The following is a 23708-nucleotide window of genomic DNA, read 5'->3' as shown; positions in this document are numbered from 1 at the left end:
TTGGAAGTGGGGGTTTTTCTCAAATCTTCGGTTTGTAGAATGAGCGATTATCCAATGCAAAGACGCGTTCGGAAAACTCGCCTTCTTTGGTTTTTCCAAGAACGCGGTCCAGCATCATCATCTTGGCATCGATGTTATCGATATAATGCAAGATTTCCGCTTCTTTCAACATCGGTTTTTTTGGACTGCCCCACTCTTCCTTGCCGTGATGCGACAAGATGATGTGTTGAAGCAGCATTACTTCCTCTCCTTCAATCTCCAGCTCTTCCGCAGCTTTTGCCACTTCTGTCACCATGATGGAGATATGGCCGATCAAGTTGCCTTCTACAGTGTAAGTTGTAGCGATTGGACCTGAAAGCTCGATAACTTTGCCAATGTCATGCAGGATAATCCCCGCAAACAGCAAATCTTTGTTCAATCCCGGATAAATTTCCACCAACGCCTTGCCCAATTTCAGCATGGAAACGACGTGGTCTGCTAGACCTGACACGTAGTCGTGATGATTGCGCGTTGCTGCTGGAAATGTCAGAAATTGCTGCTGGTATTTTTTCAGCATGAAACGGGTAATCCGTTGAATTTGCGGATTTTCCATTTCGAACAGATACTTCATGACTTCTTCCAGCAACTCGTCTGTTGATTTTTCTGACGATGGCATTAAGTCTGCTATGGATTGATTTTCTTCGGGTTTTGCCGGCCGGATGCTTTTGATGCGCAATTGGTTTTTCCCTCTGTAGTTGTGGATTTCCCCGCCAACCCGCACAATTGTTTCCGCTGCAAATGTTTTTTCCTGTTCGTCTTTGGTATCCCATAATTTTGCTTCGATATCCCCACTTTTATCCTGCAATACCAGTGAAATAAATGGATTGCCAGTAGTTGTGACGCCCTTGATCGACTGCTTGATCAGTAAGAACTCATCGACGGTCTCTCCCACTGCACGCTGTGTAATTCCTTTAGTCATGAATGAACGCTCCTTTCGGTATTGGCCACTTTGATGATCTGCGCATTCGGCCAAGCCTCCTGCATGCCTTCGTGGCAAGTAAAATAAATGAACTGATGCTCTTTTTGCAGCTCTGTCACTAAGTTTATCATTTGCTGAAGCCGACTGCGATCAAAATGGACAAAAGCATCATCCATAATTATAGGAAAAGGATGGCTGTTCTTCATGGATTGGGCTAAAGACAGCCTCAACGCCAGATAAGCTTGTTCTTTCGTTGCCTGGCTGAGTTCCGCGATTCGGAAATAGGTGCCATCTTGTCTTTCAGCTTCGAAATAGCCAGCTGCATTCATAGCCAAGCCCTTATAGGAACCATTGGTCAATCGGTTGAAATAAAGCTGTGCATTGTCCAATACTGCCGGCAGTTTCTTGTCTTTTAATTCATCCATGGTTTGGTTGATTGCTTCCACAATCGCTTTGTTGATGGACCATTGGCTTGCCAACTCTGCAAATTCAGCCTTTTTCTCTTCAAATTCCTGCTGTTTTTCTTCATAAGAAGTATCCGACAATAACAAACGTGTCAGCTGCTGCTTATCGGCATGTTCAGCCAATAGCTGGTTTCGCTCCGTTTTGCACTGGGCCAAATGGAGCTGTCCCTTCTCTAATGCCAGTTGAATCCCTTCAGGCTGCCAGTCATCTCCTAAGTCCACTTCTCCAATGGCTGACAGTTGGCCATCAATTAGCACAAGTTCTTTTTCCAGCTGCTGTTTTCGCTCCCACTCTTCCGATGTCTGGTAATATGCAGAAACATCTTTTGCATGGGCATAGTCCAACAAAACAAACTGCTCTTTTTCAAGCTGATTACGGTAAACCGTCAAGCGGTCAATCTCCTGCTGCAGCTCTGCTTTTTTTTCTTCCCCTTTTAACCAGTATTCCTGCTTTTGCTTTCGTTGCGTCAGTTCTGTACGCAAGGCTGGGATCAGCTCACCCGCAGCGAGTTCTTTGCCGCACACTGCCTCTGCTTTGTCCAGCCACTCTTTTTGGCGCTCTTCCAACAGCTGAATTTCTGTCGTGATCCGCTCCAGTCTCGAGTAGATGCCTTGTACGTTCCGAAGTTTTTCGAAGAGCTCCAGCACCATGGTTCGGCTTGCTTGAGGCTGAATGCCAATTTCAAGCAGGAACTGTTGGTAGGCGGCTCTTGCAGGCGGATTGTGGTTTTCTGCCGAATAGAGAGCGAGCTTCTTTTTGTTGGCATCCCGTTGCGCCATTAGACTATCCAAATGGTGGTCAAATTCTGAAACTTTTCTTGATATGGCTTCGTGTTCGCTTTCTTTCCCATCGTATTCTTTTAAAATTGCCTGGTATCCTGTTGAGAACTCTACCGGTTTAGCCATTTTCAAAAACAGCCAGACGCCAGCTCCGATTGCCGCTATCCCCAGCACCACCATTAGGACGGATGGCTCCATCAATCCAAAAACCGTTATGATCAGGCCCAGAGCCATTAACATGTAGTTGACGAGCCGATCCTTTCCACTAGTGGCAGTTTGAAACTTTGAAGCTGCTTTTGCTTCAGCCAATTTAACCGAAATTGCTGGCCACTGTTCTGCTGCCAAGCGTTCTTTTCCGGAGGGCTCACCTGCTAAAAATGAAGTCAGCTCCTTTTCCGTCTGTGCCAGTTTGTTTTTTTCCTCCTGTAGATTGCGAAGACGGTAACGCTGATCCTCTTCTTCGACATCCAAGTCTTTCAGTATGCTGACCAATTGCTCTTCGTTGCTCAAAGAAACATCCACAGCCAGGGCTTGCTGTTCAGACAAGCCAAGCAGCAGTAAAGTTGTTTGGCGGTCTTCTGACAGCTGTGCATGCTCACTGCGTTTATGCTCCAGCTGCAGTCTCAATTGATGCCAGTCAGTTTCACGGTTCAACAGGTTTTCCAGCGCCAAAATGGATTCTCCAGCCTCCAATTCTGGCATGCGGTTCTGCTGATTGGTTAAATGCTCCAGGCTGGCTTTGGTTTCCGACAGTTTATCCACCAATCGGTCCATCTGCCTTTTGCCATCCACCGGAAATTGTTTAAAGCCCAATGCTTTGATTTGTTCAGCCAATGCTTTTTTGTCCGAAAGCAATGGTGCTGCCTGTTGCCATTTGCCAAGTTGCTTTCGTTTTTGTTCCGTTGTCATTTCTTCAGTTTCAATTGCGATCAAACGCAACTCAATTTCCCGCAGCCGCTCCAAATAAGGAGCATATAGCTCGGTCTGATGCCGGTATTCCTTCAGCTCGGCTTCAATGGCACGGAGTTCGTCTGCCAACACATTTATTTCCGGATTGCGGCCACTCTTTTTGAAGAGCAACGCCAGTTCCTTTTCAAGCTGGTTTTCCAAACGTGTCACTGTATCAATGCCAGTTGTCCCAGAAGCCAGCAAAGTTCGGCTCAGCTCCGTTTCATTTAGCCCTTCAAGCCCTTGCAGCTCATGAATGGAAAAAGAAAAAACGGCTTCAAACGAGTCCCGGTCATAACTGCGCAACAACTGCTTTAATTCTGCTTCTGACCCTCTTGTGCCATCTTCAAAAAAGATTGTCACATCCCCAGCAGATTTCCCGTTTATTCGTTCCACTACAAGCTTCCCATAGTCCGGATCGGTAATATGGAGCTGACCGCCATATTTCCCGCCGTTCTTTGGTTCATAGCGCAATTGTGCATGATTGCGAGACGGAAAGCCAAACAGAATTTGAATGATAAATTGCTGCATGGTTGTTTTCCCAGCTTCATTGGGGCCATAAAATAATGCCAGTTGGTCCGTCAACTCAATTGTCCGATTTTCATGTTTGCCGAAACCGTAGATGACCAGTTTGTCGATTTTCATTCGGTTACTCTCCTGCCTGCATACTGCGTTGAATTTTTTGTGCGGCGGCCCGTTGAAGATCTGCGACGGACTGATCTTCCAGAGGTTCTAAAAAGCGGCTGCTTTTGGGGTGTCTGTATAAATCCTTTAAAACAACTTTCCAGTCTTCTGTGCTCCAACCATCCATTGTTTGAATTAGCGAAACCCCAAGAGGCGAAAGTTCTGTTTCCATCCCTGCTTTCTGAATTTGAATTCCTTGAATCCAACAAAAATGGTCCAGCACATCCAGCGATTCCTGTAAGGTTTCCAGCAGTTCACTTTCTGGAATTTCGGATAGCAGCTGCAAACTTTCCTCATCCAGTTCTGTAAAGACGACATCGACTATTGCTGTTCCTATCGCCTCTCCCAAAAAACTGATTCTATTTCGGCAGGCATCGATCAATTCGTTCATGTGAGAGATTCCTTTGACTGAGATCGCTAGCTGCTCGAATTGTACGACTGAGGTTGGAATAAATTCCAGGGAAGTTTCACTTTTTGACAAGGTCACGTCGTAAAATCCCTTTGCGCCAGTTTCTTTGCGATGGCGCCCTTGAATGTTGCCGGGGTAAACAATTGACGGCTCGCGGAACAGTTCTTGACGCTTATGAATATGGCCAAGTGCCCAATAATCATACTGTTTGCTGAGCAGCTGCTCTTTTTTAAAAGGTGCATACACAGCATGTGTCGACTCACCGTCAAGACTGCCATGCAGCAAGCCAATGTGGTATTCTTGCGTACTTTGCGCTGCCGGGTATTGTTCCACCATCGATTCGCTGACATGGCGTTTGCCATAACTGAAACCGGTAAAGGTTACCGGACCACTTGCCGTTTCCAATTTAAATTGAGAGACGGAATCACCAAACGCATGGACATTTTTTGGCAGTTCAAAACGCGTCCAATTGCCGCTTAAGTGATCATGATTGCCGTAGCTGAGTATGACCGGAATTTCCTTTTCTGAGAGCTTTTGCATTCCTTGCTGAAAGCGTGCTTGTGCACGGATGCTTCGGTCTTCTCCGTCGTAGATGTCTCCGACTATCAGCACAAAATCAGGCTGCTCATCCAGCGCATGCTGAACGAGCCGGTCAAAAGCATCCAAGGTGCTGTCTTTCAGCTTTTTCCAATGTTCTTTCCGCAAGCCCTTCATGCCGATAAACGGGCTGCCCAAATGCAAATCTGCCGTGTGGATAAATCGAATCGATTCCATAATTAACCCCTCTTAAAGACCGAATATTTGTTCTTATTTTACCATGGAAATCCCATAAAAAAAACTGTTTGCAAGAAACTTCCTGCAAACAGCTTTCTTAAGGTTCTGCCAAAAAAGTTCACCTTTTATAATGGTGCTGACATCTACTACTTATTATTCCCTAAACGGATCGCTTTACGGATATCTTTCAGTGACTGGGATGAGCCATACATTAGAACGCCTCCGCGGTAAACGCGGGCGCCGAACCAGCCGAGGATGCCGATGGTCACCAGCATGATCGCAATCGACAACAGCGGCTCCCACAGCGGCAAATCGAGCATGCCGACGCGCAGGAACATCACTAAAGGCGCAAAAAATGGAATAAAAGAGGAGACGGTCACATAACCGGCTTCCGGTATGGAAATGCCTGAAAATGCGATAAGCGATCCGATAATAATCAAAATCATCATCGGCAGCATCAATTGCTGCACATCTTCTGTCCGGCTGACCAATGATCCAAGCAAAGCTGCCAGCACTGCATACAGGAAATAGCCCAACAGGAAAAAGAGAATCGCAAAAAGGAATGTACTGATTTCGACTTCAGAAAAGCCCATAACGCTAAAGAAGCCTTCCGTCAGATCCGTGCCAGCCGTTTGAATGGCAAAATAGCCAGCCAATCCGAAAATCATCATCTGCAAAATCCCCAAACTGCCGATGCCTAAAATTTTTGCAAACATGTGCTTAACCGGCGACACGCTGGAAATGAGGATTTCCATGACACGGGAAGATTTTTCCGTTGCCACTTCCATAGCAATCATGTTCGGGTAGTAGATCACTGCCACATAAATGAGCATGATGAGAACATAAACCAGCCCTCTTGCCTGGCTCAGTTCTTCTTGGGATTTAGACGATTCTGAGACTGCCTGGCGCTCAAATTCGACTGGCATAAATAGCTGGCCTACCTGGTTATCATCCAAACCAAGCGATTCCGCAGTCAATGCTGTATGTAAGGCTTGAACTGCCGTTTCAATCTCGATGCCGCTTCCTAATTCATTGGCAGATTCTGAAATATAGCGGGCTCCCAATTGATCATTTTGTGTTAACACCAAATAGTCGTCAATTGTGCCTTCCCCAATGCTTTCTTGCAACTCATCTTCAGTCAAGTACGTCGGTACAGCTTCGATTCCACTGTCCATTAAATCCAATTGAGCTTGCAGTTCCGCCATTAGCCCTGTGGTTTCATCCAGAACATGCAACACATTTTCTTCAGCTTCATCGCCGTCAAAAGCTGCGATGATGTTTGGTATGTTTGCCAGCAGAAAAAAAGAGGCAACAACAACCAATGTTGTGATAATAAACGATTTTGTTTTTGCTTTAGTCAGAAATGCCTGCTTGAAAATAATCCAGAAACTATGCATGATTTTTCCCCACTTTCGCAATGAAAATTTCTTCCAAAGAAGGTTCTTCTACTGCAAAATGGCGAAGCGTCCCAAGGTTCATCGCGTTTGCCAATAGCACTTGTGCCACCTCTTCATCAGAAATTTGAAACAATGCGCCGTCTTTGGTTTTGGTGAAATGGTCGACGCCGTGAATTGTACTCAATCCGCTCAGGTCGGCATCCATATTCAAGCGGACTTTTTGCTTGCCAAATGACCGCTTCACTTCTTTAATGGAACCGCCGACCACAACTTTGCCGCGATCCAAAATGCTCATGTCATCGCATAATTCTTCCACATGGTCCATGCGGTGACTGGAAAAGACAATGGTTGCTCCTTGTTTTTGGAAGTCCAAAATAGCTCGTTTCAGCATCTCCACATTTACTGGATCAAGCCCAGAAAAAGGTTCATCCAATATGAGCAGTGAAGGCTTGTGCAGGAGCGACGCAATCAACTGAATTTTTTGCTGATTTCCTTTTGACAGTTCTTCTACTTTTTTCTGTCCATAATGCGGCACTTCAAAGCGTTCCAGCCAAGCAGACGTTTCACGTTTGGCATCCGATTTCGACATCTTGCGCAACTGAGCCAAATACACCAGCTGCTCTTCCACTTTCATTTTAGGATACAGTCCGCGCTCTTCCGGCAAATAGCCAATTTCCGGACTGTTTGCATAGGTAATGGGTTTTCCTTTCCAACGGACGGTGCCATGGGTTGGATCCAACAGCCCGAGAATCATTCGAAAGGTTGTCGTCTTGCCGGCACCATTTGCCCCGAGAAATCCATGCATTCCCCCTTCTTCAATCGACAGCGACAGATTGTCCACTGCCGTAAAGTCACCGAACTTTTTTGTCACTCGTTCAACATGCAAAGCCATTTCCGCTCGCCCCTCTCTTTCTACTTACTACGAAGCATCTGCCGAAATGTTTCAACAATTGCAGGACTTTTCAAAAGAAACCCTTTATACTTAAACTGAATATCCATTCAGAAGGGATTGAATTTGCTTGAAAACCTACAAATTGACTGCATTCGAAAAAACAGGAAAACAAATTCTGGACGAAACATTTACAGCTGAAACAGATGAAGAGGCACGCGGCAAAGGACAAGGGATTTTGGAAGAAAAAGAATTGCTCAAACAAACGCATCGATTAGCGTCACCAACCGGCAAACTTCTTCTTTTCCATTCATAAGCGCACAAAAAACATGGCGGAAAATTCCCGCCATGTTTTTTTAATTGCCTTTAAATTCAGGTTTGCGCTTTTCGACAAAGGCCTGTATGCCTTCCAAGTGGTCGGCCGATTTTCGCATCGCTGCTTGCGCTGCCGCTTCCATCTCCAACACTTCCTCCAACTCATGGACCTTCAGCTGATGAAGTATGTGCTTGGATGCAAGCTTGGCACTGACCGGAGAGGCGATGGTTTCTGCTGCGTAGGCTTCCGCTTGTTCCAAGCCACGCCCTTCGGCAGTTACTTCTTCGATTAGGCCTTTTGCGAGTGCATCATGTGCTTTTAAAGTTTGTCCAGTCCAAATAATCTGTTGGGCTTTCGGCACGCCGACACGCTCTTTCATGAAGAAATGGCCCCCGCCATCCGGCACCAGCCCGATGCCAATGAAGTTCATCGCCAATTTGCTGTTTTCTTCTGCAATGACATGGTCGCAAGCTAAAGCCATACTAAATCCAAGTCCTGCCGATGCCCCGTGAATGGCAGCAATCGTAATTTGTGGCAGCGTGTAAAGCGCTTTGGCCAAGCGGCTGACATCTTTCATGACCAACTCAATGTCCATTGGGTTTTCCGGATCCATCATTTCTTTAATGTCGCCGCCAGCTGAGAACGCACGCCCTTCTCCGCGAATAATCAACACTTGCACAGTGCTGTCCTGAAGCAGTGATTCAAAGCAATCCGCCAATTCTTTCATCATCGTTCCGTTCATGGCGTTCATCGATTTCGGCCGATTCAATACCAAATGGCCAATTCGTCCTTGTTTCGTCAATCTAATCGTCTCGTACATAAAAAAAGACACCCCTTCGTAAAAATGAATTGTCATTCACCTTTACGTATTCGGGGTGTCTCTGTGTAATTCCTTTATTTCAGAAAAAATTACATGCTTTCGTATAAAGATTGTACCGGTTTGATCAAGACGCGGTTTACTTCTTCGATCATTTGGCTCAATCCCATTTCGGCTTCAAGCATTGCCAAGATTTTTTCGTTTTGCTGAGCTGCTTGTGCTGTGCTTTGCGCGTTCATCATTTCTTCTTCTGTAATTTCTTCACCTTGTGTTTGCTTTTGCTGAAGAGAAATCTGTAAATCGCGGAAGCTCTTGAACAATTCGTTTGCTTCGTTGTCTGAAGTGACTTGTGCAACAGCCTCCTCCAATTTCTTGAACTCGTCTGTCGAACGGAACGTGCTTTCCAATTTGTTGATGTCGTCGTAAATGTTTACTGCCATTTTCATCATTCTCCTCTGTTTTTAGTTTAGTATCATAACGAAAATTCCTTGGAAGATCCCGATGAATCCTCCCAGAAAAGCGCCCAATACGGTAATCATCTTAAATTCTCTCCGTGATATCCCAAGCACCAATTCTTCCAGGCGGCTGAGCGGCAGAGAATCGACTTGCTCTTTCACCATACCTTCCATATCAATCTTCAATATGGTTTCTTCCAGTTTATGCTCTCCTTGCTCGAAGACAAAGTCTGTCACAAGTGGAGTAATATTGACACTTGTCCATTCTAACCCTCCAGGCCAAGTCTCTGCAAGTGTTGCGTTTAAACGCGTGGATACCGCTGCTTTTTCACGGACATACTGCTTTACTGCGTCCAATGCCGGCTCAAAATCAAATTCATTTAATAGTTCATCGACTCTCCGGTCTTGTACTTTCTCCCATTCACTGTACGCCAACGTTCCAACCAGTTCAAAGGTTCTCGGTGAATTAAGGAATTTAATGATTTCCGGTTGAATGCGGTCGACTAGAGGCTTGGACTCGCCAAGCAGGGAATGCAGCATATGGCCAAAGCGTCCGCGTGACTCAAGAAACTCATCCAGCAGCGACTTGATGGTTTGTCTGCCATGCGGTGATTCAAAATAAGTTGTACCTTGGTCAATCGCATACTGCACACCTTCAAACAGCTTTGTCTCCGCTTCAACTTTCCAGTTGTCTGGCATTAGTTCACGAATGGTTTTTCCAGAAATATAAGATTGAAGAGAATCTTTTTGCAGGTCAACCAGTTCATCCAGCTTGGTTTCGATTTTCACATCTACACCTGTTTGCCCAGCTGCCAGGAGCCAGTCATTAAAAGATTTCGGTGAGTCGAACAAGTGCTTATCCAGCTGCCGGTTGATCCATTTTTCTGTTTTCATATGCATTTCTTTATTAAAAAAACGTTTTTTGAACGTTTCCGGTGTTAATAAATGTTCTACGACCGTTCGTCCGAGTTGACGAGATAGTTCATCACGCCGCTTAGGAATCAAACCCGGCGTCAGCGGAATCCGCCATTTGCCAATGTATTTTGCCTCATACGGCCAAAAAAGCATTTTGATTGCGAGGTGATTGGTAACGCCACCGATCAATGCGCCGACCACTGCCATAAAAGCTAACGTCCATATAATATTCACTGTTGTCACTCTTTTCTTTTTCTGCTTTGTGTATTCGTAGTATTCCCCTATAATGGAGGAGTAAGGCAAAGGAGGATCTGCATGCTTCAGCATTTTAAATTCACACCGATGTTTGAAAATCATCAACTGCCAGGATGGAACATTTCCTTCTTTTATAAAAACGAACGGATAACCGGAGAGTATCATCCGGATGGCAGCATCAGTTGGAATTCAACGCCCCCTCAAGACGAAGAGACCATCAAAACCATGATTCATGAGCTCATGCTCTACCATGTATACGATTAAAGCGCGGGAAAGTTCCTGCGCTTTTTTCGTTCGCTGTTTCAATTATAGGGAACACCAGCCGAATTTAACAGCGATAGCTTCTTTACAGACAAAAAAGGGAATGTCCCTTTTACCCAACAGATTGGGTTTGGGACATTCCTGATTGAATTTTATACATTTGGAAATAGGTGCCGCCGAGTTTCATTAGTTCTTCATGAGAACCTGATTCTGCAATTTCGCCTTTTTCCAGTACTAATATGCGATCGGCATTTTTGATTGTTGATAAACGATGCGCAATGATAAAGGTTGTTCTGCCCTTTTTCAATACGTCCATCGCGTGCTGAATGATTTCTTCTGTCTCTGTATCAATATTGGATGTGGCTTCGTCCAATATTAAAATAGCTGGATCGAATGCCAGGGCACGGGCAAAGGACACCAATTGCCGCTGTCCAGAAGAAAGCGTGCTGCCTTTTTCGACCACCGGCTCGTCGATTCCTTTCGGCAAGTGGGCCAATACCCGCTCACCGCCAACCGCCGCCAATGCATCAATCACCATTTCTCTGGTGATTCGTTCATCGCCAAGCGTTACATTTGATTCGATTGTTCCGCTGAACAAGTAAGGGTCTTGCAGAACAATGCCCATGTGCTGCCTGATTGATTGCCTTGGCATGTCATTAATGTTAACGCCGTCAATCGTAATTGTCCCTTTCGAAACATCATAAAAGCGGAACAACAAGTTCATGATAGAACTTTTGCCAGAACCAGTATGGCCAACTAATGCCACTGTTTCCCCCTGCTTTGCTTCAAAAGAAAGATCTTTCAGCACATACTCCTGTTCCTTATAAGCAAACCAAACTTTCTCAAACCGAACATTTCCTTGGTAACGCGCAAGTTTCTTATCGACGACTGCTTCCCCGCTCTGATCCAGCAAACGGAATACCCGTTCTGCCGCGACCAAAGCTTGTTCGAGACGGCCAAACTGATTAACGATGCCGCTGATCGGATTAAACAGCCGAATGATGTAGTCGATAAATGCATACAACACACCAACTGTGACGATGGTATTGCCGGACATGGAAGCTCCTCCAAAATACCAAACAAACAGGATGAAGGTCATTGACCGCAATACTCCCACCAAATTGTAGGAAGCTGCTCCTTCAAGCACCAATAATTTCTTTTGGTACTTGTAATGCTCATCGTTCATTTCCTCAAATTCATCTTTCATCTTGCGTTCCCGGCGGAATGCCTGAATAATGGTCATCCCTTGGACCGACTCGTTGATCATGGCATTCATTTCACTGACTTTCTCCCGCACCACATGATTGTAGCGGGCTGCATACTTGCGGTAAATCAGCATCCAAATATACAGCAAGGGAATCAGCACCAAGGTCATGGCCGCCATTTTCCAATCAAGGTAAAACAACGCAACGTAAATCCCGCCCATGTACATAAAGCTTGTCGCAAATTGAGACAATACCGTCACGAATAAATCGCGGATGGCTTCTGTATCATTGGTAATGCGGGCCACTACTTTTCCTGCCGGCAAATTATCGAAATAACGAATCGGCAAGGTTTGTGTATGCTCGTAAACATCATTGCGCATTTTCCGGATAATCCGATTGGCTCCTTTTTGCAACAAAATGGATTGCCAATAACGGAAAAACGCCGTCACGATTGCCAGTGCGAAAAACAAAGCCAAGAGATACGCGATCGGCTCAAAGTCCACCGTCTCTCCTGACACGGCTATGTGATTATCAATGATCTCCATAGCGATCAGCGGTGCGGCTAAATCGGCTGCCACTGCAATCGCCAACATGATTAACCCCCATGTCAGGACGCTTTTAAAGTTTAATGCGTATTGCAGTAATCGTTTTCCTGTCCCCATGTCTACACCTCCTCGATTTGCTGTCGGAGGAATTGTTCGTTATACCAGCCTTTTGTTTTCAGCAAATCACCATGAGTTCCTTCTTCTATAATTTTTCCATCATCAAGTACGACAATCCAATCGGCATGCTTCACTGCAGAGAGCCGGTGCGTAGTGATGATGGTTGTTTTGCCGGAACGTTCAGCCTGGATGTTTTCAATGATGCGTGCTTCTGTTTTCGCATCGACTGCTGATAAGGAATCATCCAGTATCAAGATTTCCGGGTTTTTAATCAATGCACGAGCGATCGAAATCCGTTGCTTTTGACCACCCGATAACGCAACACCTTTCTCGCCAACCAATGTATCCAGCCCATTTGGCAAGAGCGCCAAATCTTTTTCAAAATAAGACAAGCGAAGGGCTTCGATCAATTCTTCTTCACTGGCATCCGATTTGCCGAACAAAATATTTTCTCGAATCGTTCGTGAAAACAGCACATGATCCTGCGGAACATAGCCGATCCAGCTGCGCAATTGATCTTTTGTCAATTTCTTTAATTCGATTCCATTCATTAAAATGGACCCTTGTCCGGTTGGATACTCCCTCATCAACTGCTTGACGAAAGTCGTTTTCCCACTGCCCGTCTTGCCGACAACCCCCAATGTTTGTCCACTGTTCATCGAAAGATTGATGCCTTGAAGATTGATGGAACTGGACTGTGGATAAGTAAAGCTGAAATCCTTAAAGCCGATCTGTTCCGGACGACCGGTTTTGACAGGTTCTTTCGGATCTGTGACATCTTCCGGATAGTCCAAAGTTTCATTGACACGATCCAAAGAGGCATTTCCCCGCTGCAGGATATTGATGAGTTCGCCTATTGCAAACATTGGCCAAACAATCATCCCCAAGTAAACGTTAAACGCTACTAAATCTCCGAGTGACATCGTTCCCTCTGCTACTAAAAAAGCTCCATAGCCGAGGCCCACCATATAACTAATCGATGTCAGCACTTTGGTCACCGGCGCAAATAAAGCATCAATCCGCTCTACAGCCATATTCTTTTCATAAACATCGTCTGTCATGTCAGCAAATTGCTGTTCTGAAGCGCGCTCCTGGACATAGGCCCGGATGACGCGAACGCCTCCGACCGACTCCAGCACACTGTCATTCATATCGCCGAACGCTTCTTGCGCTTCCATATAGCGGGCATGAATTTTCTTGCCTAGCATTTGGACCACAATCGCTAAAATTGGCAATGGGATCATGGCGAAAAAGGTCAACTCCCAAGAAACCAGCATACCCATTGCAATGATGATGGTTGCCATATATAAAGTAGAATCCACCAATGTCAAAATACCGAATCCAGCTGTTTCAGAAATGGCCTTTAAATCATTGGTGGCACGAGCCATCAAGTCGCCTGTTCGATTTTTCTCGTAAAATGTCGGCGTCATCTTTAAAAACTGTCCCATCAAACTGGAACGAAGCTGCCGCTCAATTACGTACGCACCGCCAAACAATTGGTACTGCCAAACAAAATTGATTAAATAGGCTAGCACCATGGCTGCTGCCAAGACAGCAATATACTGCCACATCAATTGTGCCGTCAATTCTCCTTGGGCAATAGAGTCGATGGCGACGCCAATCAGCCAGGGCGGAATAATTTCTAAAATATTGGCTATAAATAGCAGCACAATCGCTGTCGTATACCGCAGCCAATTTTCTTTAAAAAACCATTTTAGTTTCCATAATACATCAAACATTGTTTACGCCTTCTTTCTTTTCTGCAAATCCGCTAATCGCCTTCGAGAGATTCCTTGATCATAATTTTTCCTTTGTGAAGTATTTTCATCTTCAACAGCTCCTCGTTGTATTTTTATTTAAACAGCTTCTAAACTGATCAAACCACAAAAAAGCGCACGCCTCGTTTATGGGCGCACGCTCATGAAAACAGGACAATTTTACAGATCCATCCCGAATATTTCTATTTCCGAAATAAGCTCAGAAAAAAATACAGGAGGGTCTGATAATGATATTAAATTGATTTTTCTCAACAGTTTTAGTCTTTTTCATTATCATAACCTCCATTTCCTTTTATTTGTTAATTCAAGAGTACCAAAGTCTTTTTTGAATTGTCAACATTTTTCGAAAATACTTTCTTTGATGAATTGTTTACGAATGTTTCATTCTAGGGCTTGAGGGTAATTTAAAAATAAGAGTTAATGAGACAGGGGTGAAGGAAATGTATAAAAACATTGCAGTTGCATACGACGGATCTGACGGAAGCCGGATTGCACTCGAAAAAGCAGTTGAACTTGTCAATGCATTGCCAGATGCCAAGCTTTCCGTAATTTATGTGAATGAAGACTATAAAGAGAGTGTTGGTTATATGGATGCTGGAAATGCTTCAGCTCCTGTTATTTCAGCCAATGTTGACAGCAATTACGCGCAGTTTATGCCACCTGGAATTGGCGATGAGGGATTCAGTCCTCCAAAAGAGTATGACAATTCCACAGTTGAATATTCGAAGCATATGCATACCTCTATTCAGCAGCAGTTGGATGCACAAAACACCAAAGCATCCGTCCTTGCTTTAGAAGGCAATGCCACCAAAACGATTTCTGCTTTTATCGAGGAACAAAATATTGACCTTTTAGTAATTGGCAACAGCGGAAAATCAGGATTGCAAAAGTTCTTCGTTGGCTCAGTCAGCAAAAAGCTGATTAGAGATTCTTCAAGTTCCATATTGGTCGTCAAATAAAAAATCCGATTTGCTGGCGAAGGTTATTTTACCGGCAGATCGGATTTTCAAAATTCAAATAAAAAAATCACAAATTCATCACAAATTCAACAGTTTACTTTCCCAGTTGATGGGTAAAGATTACTAGAAGAAAAAATAAGGGAACCAACAGGAAGAAGGGATCACCCATGCCAAGACAAACAGTTTACTTTTTATCTTCTCATCAGCACCGTGGTTTAATGGCTGAAATTTGGGCTAATCGACTCATGCTTCCTGATTGGGAAATTCGCAGTGCTGCCTGGACGCAGGATCCAACCTCCTCTGCCAATGACATGCCTTTGGAAGTCATGAAAGAAGTTATATTGGATCTTCCAGCAGTTAAAGCCAGAACTTATGATCCAAACGAAGTAAGCGAGGCTGATTTAATCATTGCACTTCACGACGGCGAACTGGAACAGGACGACATTCCATCTGATTTGCCCAGCCAGAAGTTATTGCGTTGGGACATTCGCAATCCTGAGCTCCGTACCACTGACAGTGTTGAACAATGGGCACTGTACCAGGAAATCTGTGATGAAATTGCGATGAACATTAAAAACATGGAATCCTATTTCCGTGCAGATTACGTATAAAACCTTCACCGGTAAATTCGGTGAAGGTTTTATTTGTCTTTAAAATACAATATGTTGGCTCGAGATGCCCGTCGGATCTACACGGGCGCTTTCGCTTTTCTTAGATATAAAGAATTGCTCGTACGGGGCTGCCTTCTGCGCCTTTAATTTTTAATGGCAATGCCGCCAAACGGTAAATGCCTTCTGCCACATCGTCCAATACGATGCCTTCCAGAATAAATCGCTGATTCCGGTTCATTGCTTGGTGCATCGGCAATTCTTTGCTTGTTTCGGGGTCTACTGATGGCACGTCGACTCCAAGAAGCTTGACTCCATTGCCCGCCATCCATTCCGCGATAGACTCGTCAAACACCGGCCACTTTTCAGGAAAGCGGCTTCTGTCTTGCCAAGAGACGGTTTTTAACAACAAAGTCGTTACGCCTTCTTCGAGCGATGCCAAATCTGTTGCACGGATTGTGCTCAATCCGCTAACGTCCACGACTTGCGCTTTTGACAAATAAATATCCAAAGGCAGCTCATCTATTTTGATTCCCTGGTCATCGTAATGAAAAGGGGCATCGACATGGGTGCCAATATGGGTGCTTGACTGCAATTTGCCAACATTGACTGATCCGCTTTGTTCTCTGGTAACAGACAATTCGTAGCTAAATGGCATATCGCCGGGCCATTCCGGCGTTCCATTGCTCAATTCCATAGAAATATCGATAATTTTTTTAGGTTCCATTAAGCCACCACATTTCGTTCATTGCTGAACTGTTTATACGTTTCATTTTCCATGATGCTCTGGAGCTTTTCTGCTACCTGTTCCACGTCGCTGAACGACGTGTAAAAAGCGATAGGCGCCAACCGAATGATATTCGGTGCTCGAAAATCCGGAACGATTTTTGCTTCTTTCAATGCTTTGCAAATCCGCGCAGCTTCCGGATGGGAAAAGGCAATATGGCCGCCTCTTTCCGCATCTTCCATAGGTGTTACGTCAATCAATTCAGGAACTTGCTGTCCAACCAACTGTCTTAAAAGACTTGTCAGTTCAAGCGACTTTTGGCGAACCGCATGAATTCCCGCTTCTTCGAACAATTCAAGGCTTCCCAGTAAAGGCGCCATGCTGAAAATATGCGGCGTGCCAATCTGGTAGGCACCTGCCCCCTGCGCTTTCGAAAACTCATGGTCCATGTCAAATTGGCGCGTCTTATCAGAACCGAACCATCCGGCGTTGCCCGGAAGCAGATGATGGTGCCGCTCATGCAAATAAAGTCCACCCGTTCCGCCGGGTCCAGAGTTCATGTATTTATAATGGCACCACACGGCAAAGTCTACTCCTGCATCATGCAATTCATGCGGCATGGCACCAATTGAATGGGCCAGGTCAAAACCAACCAAAATTCCTTTTTGATGGGCTGCGTCCGTAATTTCCCGAATCGGCAATAATTGCCCGCTTCGGTACAACACAGATGGCAGCAATAAAACAGCTACGTCGTCTTTTAGCTGCTCGATAATATCATCAAGTGCCAGTGTATAACCTTCTCGGCTTCCGACTTTGCGCATGGCCTCAACTGGATCCCGTCCACGCAGACGCAGATGGCTCTCTACCGCATAGATGTCCGAAGGAAAGTTCAAGTCATCCACGACGATTGCGTAACGCTCAGCTGTCGGTTGATATACGGTTGATAGCATCTGATGGATGTTTGATGTAATCGATCCTGTAACCATCACTTCATGCGCTTTTGCGCCAACCAATGGTGCAACGCGCGCACTCATTGCTTCCGCTAAAGTAAACCAAGGATGTTCTCCTTCAGTCCATCCATCGATTCCAAACGTCTTCCAGCTGTCCATCAAGGTATTTAGTGCTGCTTCTGACCTTCTGGACATGAGTCCAAGTGAATTGCCGTCCATGTATACCGTACCTTTTTCTACAAAAAACTCCTGTTTGAAATTTGCTAACGGATCCTGCTGATCTCTTTCGTTGCTCGTTGCCATTTCCATCCTCCTTCAGCCATTACATCGCATATGCGACTGCACCAAGAACTGCCGTCACCAGAACAACAATCCACGGAGCCAGTTTAAAATAGACTAACATTGTGAAGGCGGTTATCGCAATCGCAAAATCAACTGGCCCACGGATTCCTGAAGTGAACACAGGATCATACAGCGCAGCCAGCAAAATTCCGACTACGCTTGCGTTAACACCTTTCAGCGCTGCCTGCACTCCGGATTTAGTTCGGATGATGCTCCAAAAAGGCAAAGTTCCGATGATCAATAAGAATGATGGCAAGAACATCGCAACCACAGCAATCACCACTCCCCAACCGCCGTTCATCAATTGCCCCAAGTAACTCGCCAAGGTGAATAGTGGCCCTGGGACAGCTTGTGCTGCTCCATATCCAGCGATGAATGTGTCCGGCGTCATCCATTCCGGTACGACTTCGCGCTCAAGCATCGGCAGCACCACGTGCCCACCGCCAAAAACAATCGAACCAACACGATAGAAAATATCAAAAATAGCAAATGAAGTGTTTTCAATGAATGGCCGAATCAGTGGCAAGCCAATCAATAATGCAGCAAAAATAGCCCAAGCTGCCAAGCCCGTCTTTTTCCCAAAGCTCAATACCAGTTTGACTGGATCAGGTGCTTTGTCTTTGCGGTAAATGGCATAACCAAGAATCCCAGCCAGAACAATGACTCCGATTTGAGCCCATGTAGTGGGTATCAGCAATATAGTGATTGCCGCTCCCACAGCAATTGCAATTCGCTGCCTATCCGGTGCCAAACTCTTGCCCATCCCAAGCAAAGCGTGGGCTACAACAGCGACGGCAACGATTTTTAGCCCTTGAATCCATCCGCTGTCAAACGAACCGTTGGTGACGATAAGTGCAAACAACATTAACAGAATAACTGAAGGCATCGTGAATCCGAACCAGGATAAAAACCCACCGAATATCCCGCCGCGCAGCATGCCAATAGAAATTCCGACCTGTGAACTGGCCGGTCCAGGAAGAAACTGGCACAGTGCCACTAAGTCCGCATAAGCTTTGTCATCCAACCATTTTCTTCTAGTGACATATTCATCTCTGAAATAGCCGATATGTGCTGCCGGTCCCCCAAAAGAAGTTAATCCCAATTTTGTCGAAGCTTTTAAAATTTCTGCATAGTTGTTCTTTTTCTTAGCCATAGCCCTCTCCTTTAAAATAAAGATTCTATCTATAAGCATAACTGTTTGCTTATATGTTTCAACATTAAATTTATGTAAAATTTATGAACGGCTCTGCGCGGAGGTATTTCGGTATTGACATTGCCTCAAAAGACATCGATACTATTTAAAGACGCTTTCGCGGCAATCATATATTTTGCGTCTATATCCTGTTGCATACGCAGGCCAGAACATGAAAAACTGCTTAATAAAATTTAGAACCTTTCTAACATACAAAATAAAGATCGTGAAACGGCCCTCCTTTGAGGGTCGTTTCACTTTGTTTCAGCGACTTGGAGGCGGGAAACTTTATGGACCTGTATACAAATTTACGCAAAGGGGAAAAAGGGGCCTGGATCAGCATTGGTGCTTATGTATTTCTAAGCGCCATCAAGCTCTTATTTGGATTTTGGGGTTCTTCTGAAGCCCTAAAGGCAGATGGTTTTAATAACTTGACCGACATTATTGCTTCCATTGCAGTTTTGGTCGGACTCAGAATTTCCCAGAAGCCGCCTGATGAAAATCATCATTATGGACATTTGCGTGCAGAGACCATCGCTTCCCTGCTGGCTTCTTTTATCATGGCGGTCATTGGTCTGCAAGTTTTGACCAACGCTATCCGGTCGCTTTTCGAACCGGCTGCTGAAACGCCTTCGCTGATCACCGCATGGGTCGCTTTTTTCTCAGCAATCATCATGTATGCCGTGTATCGCTATAATTTGAAACTCAGCAAGGAAATCAAAAGTTCAGCCGTCCGGGCTGCAGCTTATGACAACCGCTCAGATGCTTTAGTCAGTATTGGTGCCGGAATCGGGATTATTGGCGCTATCTTTGGTGCACCGATTCTCGACGTCATTACCGCGTTTGTTGTTGGACTGATCATCATCAAAACTGCATTGGACATCTTCAAAGAATCTGTCATCACCTTAACGGATGGCTTTGATGAAGATGAAGTTGAAACCTTGTCTGTTTTAGTGCGGAGGGTACCTGGCGTCATCGCGCTGCGTGACTTTAAAGGACGCAATCACGGAAATGTCATGTTCATCGATTTAACGGTCAGCGTCGGCCCTTATTTAAATGTTGTGGAAAGCCATTGGATTACTGAAGAAATCGAAAGAAAGATCCAGAAAGTAAAACCTCATTGCGTCATTCTGGTGCATATTGAACCGGATTATGCGTATGCTCAAGATGATGAAGAGGTTTGATACTGAAAAAACTATAAAAGATCCATGGCCGATTAAGGCCGTGGATCTTTTATAGTTTTTCATGCAATGTTTGAGCCAACTTTATCTCATTCTGTATAAAGTCATGGGCGATGGCATGCCGAATCCGGCTTTCAAGCCTGTCTTTCATTTCGACATCAAATACTTGAACTTCCACTTGGAAATCCAGCGCCGAATTCCGAAAATCGATAAACCGCACATCCGGTTGTTTTTCAGGAATTCCTTTCATCAGTTTCATCGCCTTCAAAGCAGATTCTGTGAGAAGCTGCTCTATTCTTTCCGTGTCACTGCCGTATTCCACACTTACTACCACACGTGCATACAATTGGGCACTGGAACGATTTTTGACAATTTGTTCAATGAAATATTGATTGGGCACTACCAGCGTGCCTTCTTTCAAGGTTTCAATAACAGTGGATCTGAGTTTGATTTTGGTAATCCGTCCGATTTTCTTATCAATCTCCACCATTTCCCCGACTTCCATCGGCCGCTCAAATAAAATGATGATTCCGGATACAAAGTTAGCTGCAATATTGCGGACACCAAATCCGATGCCGATTCCCAAAACGCTGAATACAAAGCCAAGCGCCGTTAAATCCAGCCCAACTGTCGTAAAGCTAATAGCGAGCGCTAAAAACATCACGACATAGTATAATAGCCGGTTAATGGTATAACCCATTCCAATGTCCACATTAAATTGTTCATAGACAAACGGCATTACGTAGTGGTTGAATGCTTTGACGATGCGACTTGCAAACGTGACGATCATCACGGCCACGACAATCAGCAAAACGGAAATTTCTACTCCTTCCGTCTCATAAAAAGCGAGTGTCAGCCATTGCTCTCTGGAAAAATAGAACAGAAAGAAAAGAATGCCGCCATAAAGTACCAGCCAATTCAGTACATCTTCTATGACTGGATAAATACGCTCCTTGAAATCAGTGGAAGAAACCAGCTTTCTCAAAACATACAAGACCAGGGATTTCACAACTAAAATCAGCGCTAAATAAACAAAAAACATTAGAAATTCTCTGATAGACAAATCTCTTAAAAAAGCAATCCCTTCAAACAGCTGATTGTTCTGCATCGTTGTCCTCCCCCACAGGCTCTGTCCCTGAACCTTCCGAAAAAAGATTCATTAGCTTTTCTCCGTTAAAAGGAAATTGTAGGAATGGTTGCCTGTGGCTTCTGCCAGCTGATCAACTTTCTCCTGAAGCGCTTCCTGGTCAAATGATTTAAAGCCGCCAAGCTCCACACCTTCCAAAATGTACGCATGGATCTTCCATAATTCTTCATGATGCTGATGGGGTGCGGTTTCAGCTGCCACTCTAAGTGATTCAAGAGTCGCAATCAATACTGAAATATCTTCTTTGCCGTAATGGGAGATTTGGTAGAACGTTTTATAAAGAATCGTTTTATATGCCGGAAATCGGTACAAGATCCGTTCTGCTCCCAGCAGAAACGGTCCGGTTTTTAATTGGCCCAACTGGCCCAGCAAACGGCCCAGGCGAACGATGATTTCGTTCGCCGTATTCGGGTCATTGGTTCCTGGAGATATGGCACGAAGCGCTACTTCCACCAATTTTTGAACAGCAAAATCAACATCCTGTTCAGAAGTTCTTGAAGAGCCGAGTGAATAAAATTTAGCAATCGACACTTCGGCATCCCCGATTTTAAAAATATGGAAAATCGGCTTTCCTTCGTATACATAGTCTCCCGTCTCAACGAGGATTTCTACTTTAAGATCGTGTTCCTCTGTGTAATCCACCAACTTATCGAAAGAAAGATATTGAACATACCCTTCTTTGTCAGCCCGATGTGTTTCTTTGATGCCCACCGGATTCCATTCAGTTTCTTGTCCGTCCTGTTGTTCCTGCAAATCCTTGATTTTGGAAATGGCTTGTTCCGTATCGGCAATCAGCTGATTGACCAATTGGCCAACCTGAACATTGGTTGCGATATAGTGAATAAAGTAAGCAAAGGTCGAAAGGCAGAAAAATGCGAGGACAATTCCAACAAATGTCGAACTCACATCCGTTGTGTACAAATCATCTCGCATAAACAAAAGCGATAGCGTATTGTAGATAAAACCGCTTAGAAAAATCCCCAGCACCCGCCAAGTGACCTTATCATGAATGAAATTTTTCAATGTTCTGGGCGAAAATTGAGATGAATACATGGTCAATACAACCAAAATGGTTGAGAATGTGAAAGTTGTCATCGTCAGCAGCGCACCCGATAAACTACCCATGATGGTTTTTGCTAAATCGACATTCGTTAACAAAATTTCAGGAATATAAGGTTTCAGCCTTTCGATATATAAAAGATCAATGTAAAAAAAAGTGACCGACAGCAAAACTGCCATCACAATGTACAATGCGGGAGTAAGCCACAACTTTTCTTTCAGCCAAAATGTGAGTGACTTCATCTTCATTCCCCTTTCTTATGTATAAACTTTACCATATTTTTTGCTTTGCTCGCTTTAGAACAAACAAAAAGACTGGAGACTGTCCAGCCTTTTTGTTTGTTCACTCCAGTTTTATCGGCAGTTCTTTGACACCACGGACAATCATGCCTGGCCGCCATTCCAAGTCATTGCTCTTTACCGCCAGCTCCATGTGTGGGAAACGGTTCAGCAAGCCGGTAATTGAGATCTCACCTTCCAGACGCGCAAGAGGCGCGCCGAGGCACATGTGGATGCCTTTGCCAAAAGCCAGATGCGGACTTTTCTCGCGCTGAATATCAAACAATTTTGGGTCCGAAAACTGATCCGGATCATGGTTTGCAGAATTCAGCGACACTACGACCAAGTCCCCTTTTTCCAACGATTTTCCTTGAAACTCAAAGTCTTCAGCTGCCCACCGGGATGTACTGAATTCCACAGGGCCATTAAAACGCAAAGACTCTTCAATTGCCTGACTGGCAAGTTCCGGATTGTTCACCAACAGTTCCCGCTGCTCCGGATTTTCCAATAAGGACAACACAGTATTGCCGATTAAGTTCACGGTAGTTTCATGGCCAGCGATGATCAACAGCAAAACCACACCATAAAGTTCCCGCTCGCTCAAGCGGTCTCCTTCTTCCTCTGCTTGAATCAAGTTGCTGATCAAGTCTTCCCCCGGCTGCTCGCGAACGGTAGCAAACCATTGCCCCAGGTATTGAACAAACTCATTCATGTGCTGCTGGACAGTCACTCCCTGCTCTCCACTGGTTCCTTCGATCATCGAGTTTGACCATAGCCTGAATTTGTCGCGGTCAGCAGATGGTACACCCAAGATTTCACAAATGACAATAATGGGTAGCGGGAAAGCAAATGCATCAATCAAGTCAACTTGTTCCTTGCCTTCCATTGCCTCCAATAACTCATCTGTGATTTCCTGGATTCTGCCGCGCATGCCGGAAATCATTTTAGGCGTAAAAGCTTTCTGGGCAAGACCGCGCAGCCGTTTATGGTCTGGCGGATCTGAGAACAACATGTTTTGAGTGAAAACGCTCATCTGATCCATGCTTCCACCATAAATCTTCGACAGATCTTTCGTAAATCGCGGATCTTTTAATACTCTTTCTGCATCTTCATAACGCGTTACCATCCAGCCGCTTTGGCCATCTGGGAAACGAACGGAGTGTATTGGATCTTCTTCACGCAGTTTGCTGTAAGCCGGATAAGGATTTTGTGTAAATTGCTCTGTAAACAAGCCGTCATGATTTGATGTCATTTTCATTCCTCCTTTTTCTCCTTCTATACCCTCCATCCGCCGGAT

General features: G+C 44.8%; 21 protein-coding genes. 5 read left to right on the top strand and 16 right to left on the bottom strand.

From position 1 onward, the window contains the following. Positions 1–19: 19 nt before the first annotated feature. From yhaM to AC4EG4_RS14890, 5 genes are all read right to left on the bottom strand, one after another. Entirely contained in the window at positions 20–958 is a 939-nt protein-coding gene (gene yhaM, locus AC4EG4_RS14910) for a 3'-5' exoribonuclease YhaM (protein WP_490979812.1), read from the bottom strand. Next, on the bottom strand, positions 955–3795 hold the full coding sequence (locus tag AC4EG4_RS14905) for an ATP-binding protein (RefSeq protein ID WP_490988259.1): 2841 nt from the start codon (positions 3793–3795) through the stop codon (positions 955–957). Before AC4EG4_RS14905 ends, yhaM begins: the two co-directional genes overlap by 4 nt. 4 nt (positions 3796–3799) lie before the next feature. After that, positions 3800–5017, bottom strand: a complete 1218-nt coding sequence (locus AC4EG4_RS14900; protein WP_490979810.1) for a metallophosphoesterase family protein — start codon at positions 5015–5017, stop codon at positions 3800–3802. 146 nt (positions 5018–5163) lie between these two features. Beyond that, positions 5164–6414: an ABC transporter permease gene (locus AC4EG4_RS14895; protein ID WP_490988258.1), complete on the bottom strand. Its 1251-nt coding sequence runs from the start codon at positions 6412–6414 to the stop codon at positions 5164–5166. Further along, complete coding sequence (locus tag AC4EG4_RS14890) at positions 6407–7306, bottom strand: ABC transporter ATP-binding protein (RefSeq protein ID WP_490979808.1); 900 nt, start codon at positions 7304–7306, stop codon at positions 6407–6409. Before AC4EG4_RS14890 ends, AC4EG4_RS14895 begins: the two co-directional genes overlap by 8 nt. Positions 7307–7433: 127 nt before the next feature. Here AC4EG4_RS14890 and AC4EG4_RS14885 point away from each other — a divergent pair, with 127 nt between their 5' ends. Then, positions 7434–7619: a YhzD family protein gene (locus AC4EG4_RS14885; RefSeq protein WP_490979807.1), complete on the top strand. Its 186-nt coding sequence runs from the start codon at positions 7434–7436 to the stop codon at positions 7617–7619. A gap of 40 nt (positions 7620–7659) precedes the next feature. On the opposite strand, the gene AC4EG4_RS14880 is transcribed toward AC4EG4_RS14885, so the two are convergent. The 3 genes from AC4EG4_RS14880 to AC4EG4_RS14870 all read right to left on the bottom strand — a co-directional run bounded on the left by AC4EG4_RS14880 (position 7660) and on the right by AC4EG4_RS14870 (position 10040). Continuing rightward, on the bottom strand, positions 7660–8439 hold the full coding sequence (locus AC4EG4_RS14880; protein WP_490988257.1) for an enoyl-CoA hydratase: 780 nt from the start codon (positions 8437–8439) through the stop codon (positions 7660–7662). 89 nt (positions 8440–8528) lie between these two features. Beyond that, positions 8529–8876 (bottom strand): YlbF family regulator, encoded by a 348-nt coding sequence (locus AC4EG4_RS14875; RefSeq protein ID WP_142828736.1) that lies wholly within the window; start codon positions 8874–8876, stop codon positions 8529–8531. Between the two features lie 21 nt (positions 8877–8897). Beyond that, positions 8898–10040 carry a DUF445 domain-containing protein gene (locus AC4EG4_RS14870; RefSeq protein ID WP_490979805.1) on the bottom strand — a complete coding sequence of 381 codons (1143 nt, stop codon included), beginning with the start codon at positions 10038–10040 and terminating at the stop codon, positions 8898–8900. Positions 10041–10121: 81 nt separating this feature from the next. On the opposite strand from AC4EG4_RS14870, the gene AC4EG4_RS14865 reads away from it, so the two are divergent. Then, positions 10122–10325, top strand: coding sequence for a YheE family protein (locus AC4EG4_RS14865; RefSeq protein ID WP_490979804.1), 204 nt, complete (start codon positions 10122–10124; stop codon positions 10323–10325). Positions 10326–10434: 109 nt separating this feature from the next. Here AC4EG4_RS14865 and AC4EG4_RS14860 read toward each other — a convergent pair whose 3' ends face one another. Together AC4EG4_RS14860 and AC4EG4_RS14855 are read right to left on the bottom strand one after the other, a co-directional pair. Continuing rightward, positions 10435–12189, bottom strand: coding sequence for an ABC transporter ATP-binding protein (locus tag AC4EG4_RS14860; protein WP_490979803.1), 1755 nt, complete (start codon positions 12187–12189; stop codon positions 10435–10437). Positions 12190–12191: 2 nt separating this feature from the next. Further along, positions 12192–13928, bottom strand: a complete 1737-nt coding sequence (locus tag AC4EG4_RS14855; protein ID WP_490979802.1) for an ABC transporter ATP-binding protein — start codon at positions 13926–13928, stop codon at positions 12192–12194. Between the two features lie 479 nt (positions 13929–14407). Between AC4EG4_RS14855 and AC4EG4_RS14850 the strand changes: the two genes are divergently transcribed. Together AC4EG4_RS14850 and AC4EG4_RS14845 are read left to right on the top strand one after the other, a co-directional pair. After that, positions 14408–14926, top strand: a complete 519-nt coding sequence (locus tag AC4EG4_RS14850) for a universal stress protein (protein WP_490979801.1) — start codon at positions 14408–14410, stop codon at positions 14924–14926. 167 nt (positions 14927–15093) lie between these two features. After that, positions 15094–15537 (top strand): arsenate-mycothiol transferase ArsC, encoded by a 444-nt coding sequence (locus tag AC4EG4_RS14845; protein WP_490979800.1) that lies wholly within the window; start codon positions 15094–15096, stop codon positions 15535–15537. A gap of 100 nt (positions 15538–15637) precedes the next feature. Here AC4EG4_RS14845 and kynB read toward each other — a convergent pair whose 3' ends face one another. The 3 genes from kynB to chrA are packed head-to-tail and all read right to left on the bottom strand — an operon-like array spanning position 15638 to position 18706. Beyond that, complete coding sequence (gene kynB, locus AC4EG4_RS14840) at positions 15638–16261, bottom strand: arylformamidase (RefSeq protein ID WP_490988256.1); 624 nt, start codon at positions 16259–16261, stop codon at positions 15638–15640. Then, on the bottom strand, positions 16261–17514 hold the full coding sequence (kynU, locus tag AC4EG4_RS14835; RefSeq protein ID WP_490988255.1) for a kynureninase: 1254 nt from the start codon (positions 17512–17514) through the stop codon (positions 16261–16263). The genes kynB and kynU overlap by 1 nt, the downstream gene beginning before the upstream one ends. 19 nt (positions 17515–17533) lie before the next feature. Next, positions 17534–18706 carry a chromate efflux transporter gene (gene chrA / locus AC4EG4_RS14830; RefSeq protein ID WP_490988254.1) on the bottom strand — a complete coding sequence of 391 codons (1173 nt, stop codon included), beginning with the start codon at positions 18704–18706 and terminating at the stop codon, positions 17534–17536. 329 nt (positions 18707–19035) lie between these two features. Between chrA and AC4EG4_RS14825 the strand changes: the two genes are divergently transcribed. Next, positions 19036–19929, top strand: coding sequence for a cation diffusion facilitator family transporter (locus AC4EG4_RS14825; protein WP_490988253.1), 894 nt, complete (start codon positions 19036–19038; stop codon positions 19927–19929). A 49-nt stretch (positions 19930–19978) separates the two neighbouring features. Here the strand turns inward: AC4EG4_RS14825 and AC4EG4_RS14820 are convergent, their stop codons facing one another. The 3 genes from AC4EG4_RS14820 to AC4EG4_RS14810 all read right to left on the bottom strand — a co-directional run bounded on the left by AC4EG4_RS14820 (position 19979) and on the right by AC4EG4_RS14810 (position 23663). Next, positions 19979–21034 carry a mechanosensitive ion channel family protein gene (locus AC4EG4_RS14820; RefSeq protein ID WP_490988252.1) on the bottom strand — a complete coding sequence of 352 codons (1056 nt, stop codon included), beginning with the start codon at positions 21032–21034 and terminating at the stop codon, positions 19979–19981. A gap of 51 nt (positions 21035–21085) precedes the next feature. Further along, a complete protein-coding gene (locus tag AC4EG4_RS14815) occupies positions 21086–22375 on the bottom strand; it encodes a DUF2254 domain-containing protein (protein ID WP_490988251.1) in 1290 nt (429 codons plus the stop codon). Positions 22376–22475: 100 nt separating this feature from the next. Beyond that, positions 22476–23663, bottom strand: coding sequence for a cytochrome P450 family protein (locus AC4EG4_RS14810; RefSeq protein WP_490988250.1), 1188 nt, complete (start codon positions 23661–23663; stop codon positions 22476–22478). Positions 23664–23708 lie beyond the last annotated feature (45 nt).

It is taken from the genome of Planococcus sp. TJ-201, assembly GCF_058268495.1.
The sequence above is the reverse complement of the archived record's forward strand: the minus strand, read 5'-3'. Positions and strand labels throughout refer to the sequence as shown.